Source organism: bacterium, assembly GCA_036524115.1.
In the GTDB taxonomy this organism is placed as follows: Bacteria; JAUVQV01; JAUVQV01; order JAUVQV01; family DATDCY01; genus DATDCY01.
On sequence record DATDCY010000112.1, the window covers coordinates 1 to 3167 of the forward strand.

A 3167-nucleotide genomic window follows, 5' to 3' on the forward strand; every position below is an offset into this window, starting at 1 on the left:
CGACGACGCCGACCAGCGGCAGCCGCAGCACGCCGCACGAGAGCGCGGCGGTCGCCGCCTCGCCGGCGTCCGCCCCCTCGTTCAGCCGGATCGCGCGGACGTTCGCCAGCCGGCCGACGATCGCCGTCTCGCGCGTCACGATCGCCGCCGCCGCGGGCGGGACCTCCTCCAGCACCACCTCGACCGGCAGGCTCGGCTTGATGTTCATCTCGCCGCGGATCGTGCGCACCGCCGTGACGATCTCGATCACCACGGCCAGTTCGGCCTCGGCGTCGGCATCCGCCCAGCGCTCGTCCGGCTCGGGGAACGGCGAGATCGCGAGCGGGCGCCCGCCGCCGGGGAGCCGGTCGGCGATCTCCTCGGTCACGAACGGCATGATCGGGTGCAGCAGCGCCAGGACACGGCGCAGCACGTGCACCGCCGTGCCGCGCGCCGCGTCGCCCGCGGGCCCCTCCGCGCCCAGGCGCGGTTTGGCGATCTCCAGGTACCAGTCGCAGAACTCGTGCCACGTGAACTGATAGAGCGCCGAGGCGGCGTCGTTGTAGACGTACTCCTCGAAGGCGCGGTTGACGCGGCGCACGAGCCCGTCGAGGCGCGAGAGCACCCAGCGGTCCTCGATCGCCGCGGGCGCCGCGGCCGGGGGCGGCGGCGCGGGCCTGCCCTCGAGGTTCATCGCGACCAGCCGCGAGGCGTTCCAGAGCTTGGTCACGAAGTTGCGGTACCCGGCGATCCGCTCCTCCGCGAGCTTGATGTCCCGTCCCTGCGCGGCGAGCGCGGTGAGCGTGAAGCGGCAGGCGTCCGTGCCGTAGCGCTCCATCATGCCGAGGGGGTCGATGACGTTGCCGCGGGACTTGGACATCTTCTGTCCCTCGGCGTCGCGCACGAGCGCGTGGATGTAGACGTCGCGGAAGGGGACCTCGCCCATGAACTTGATGCCCATCATCATCATGCGGGCCACCCAGAAGAAGAGGATGTCGAAGCTGGTGACGAGCACCGACGTCGGGTAGTAGGAGGCGAGCAGCGGGGTGCGCTCGGGCCAGCCGAGCGTCGAGAACGGCCAGAGCGCGGAGGAGAACCACGTGTCGAGCACGTCCGGGTCGCGCACGAGCCGCGCGCCGCCGCACGCCGGGCAGCGCGCCGGCGGCTCCTGGCTGACGATCGGCACGGCGTCGACCGCGATGCGCAGCGTGGTCTCGGTCGCGCCGCCTTCGCCCGCGGCGACCGTCACCTCGCGCACGCGCTCGCCGTTGCAGTCGCGGCAGTACCACGCCGGTATCTGGTGGCCCCACCAGATCTGGCGCGAGATGCACCAGTCGCGGATGTTCTCCATCCACTCGTAGTAGGTGCGCTCCCACTGCGCGGGGATGATCCGCGTGCGCCCCTCGCGCACGGCCGCGAGCGCCGGCTCGGCCAGGGGCTTCGCGCGCACGAACCACTGGGGCGAGAGCGCGGGCTCCACGACGGTGTGGCAGCGGTAGCAGTGCCCGAGCGGCACCGCGTAGTCCTCCTCGCGCACCAGCAGCTCCCGCTCCCGCAGGTCGGCGAGGATCGCCTTGCGCGCGGCGAAGCGCTCGAGTCCCGCGTAGGGCCCGGCCGCCTCCGTCATCCGCGCCGAGTCGTCCATGATCTTCGGCGCGGCCAGGCCGTGCCGCCGCCCGGTCTCGAAGTCGTTGGCGTCGTGCGCGGGGGTGATCTTCAGCGCGCCGGTGCCGAACGCCGGATCGACCGCGGTGTCGGCGATCACCGGCACGCGACGGCCCGGCGCCACGGGCAGCACCACCTCCGTGCCGATCAGCGAGGCGTAGCGCGCGTCGTCGGGGTGCACGGCCACCGCCGTGTCGCCGGGGATCGTCTCGGGGCGGGTCGTCGCGACGACCACCCCCTCGCCGCCGTCCGCTGCCCGGTAGCGCACGTGGTAGAGGTGCCCCGGCGCCGGCTGGCTCTCGACCTCCAGGTCCGAGAGCGCCGTGTGACAGCGCGGACACCAGTTGATGATCCGCTCGTCGCGGTAGATGAGTCCCTCGGCGTGCAGGCCGATGAAGACCTGCCGCACCGCGCGCGAGAGCCCCTCGTCGAGCGTGAAGCGCTGGCGCTCCCAGTCGCACGAGCAGCCCAGGCGCCGCAGCTGGTTGAGGATCTTGCCGCCGGACTCCTCCTTCCAGAGCCAGACGCGGCGGACGAACTCCTCGCGCCCGAGCCGGTGGCGGTCGGTCCCCTGCGCGGCGAGTTGCTTCTCGACGACGTTCTGCGTCGCGATGCCGGCGTGGTCCATCCCCGGCACCCAGAGCGCGCTGCGGCCCTGCATGCGCCGCCAGCGCACCAGGATGTCCTGGAGCGTGTTGTTCAGCGCGTGCCCGATGTGCAGCACGCCGGTGACGTTCGGCGGCGGGATGACGATGGAGAACGGCTCGCCGGAAGCCGGCTCCGGCGCGTGGAAGGCGCGCGCCGCGTCCCAGCGCTCGATCCAGGTGCGTTCGACCTCTTCAGGCCGGTAGGTGCTCTCGAATGTCATCTGCTCCTCGCGGGGTGGTGGTGGGGATGCCCCTCACGGCGGGAACTGCCCGCGCGCGGCGGGGTGGCCGCTCTTCCTGCGCCGGGCCGGCGGATCACCGGCGGTCTGCGTCGCGCGTGACGCGCTCGATCTCCGCGCGGATCATCGCTTCCGCGAGGTCCGGGACGACCTGCCAGGCGACGTCCTCGACCAGCGCCCGCGCCAGGCTGGCGACGAGCGGTTCGAGCGCCTGCCGCACGGCGGCGTCGAGCCGCGACGCGACGAGCCGCTCGATCTCCGCCTGGTCGATCGCGACCGCCGGGGCGGGCGTCTCGCGCGGCGGGGGCGGCGCGGGCTCGACCGGGCGCGGCATCTCCCACGCCGGGGGGCGCTCCGCACGGGGCGGCGCCGCCGGCTGTTCCTCCAGGACGGACGTGTCGGCGAGGCTGCCCCAGAGATTGTCCTCGCCGACCGCCGGGTCGATGATCGGCGCGGCGCTTCCGCGCAGGTTGACCTCGCTCCACAGGTCGTCGTCGCCGCCGGTGGCCGCCGCGGGCCCGGGCGTGCTCGGCCCGAGGTCGAAATCCTCCTCCGCGAACGGGCTGGCCGGCGGCGGAACCGTCACCGGGCGCGCGGGCGGTGGCGGTGGCGGTGGCGATGGAGGAGGCGGCGGCGC

General features: G+C 73.8%; 2 protein-coding genes. Both read right to left on the reverse strand.

Annotation, left to right across the window (positions count from 1 at the left end; translation table 11 throughout):
* Window positions 1-2512: valine--tRNA ligase (locus VI078_05100; GenBank protein HEY5998664.1), on the reverse strand; the 2512-nt coding region annotated here is incomplete at its 3' end.
* Between the two features lie 94 nt (window positions 2513-2606).
* The coding region (locus VI078_05105; protein ID HEY5998665.1) for a hypothetical protein at window positions 2607-3167 on the reverse strand (561 nt) is incomplete at its 5' end.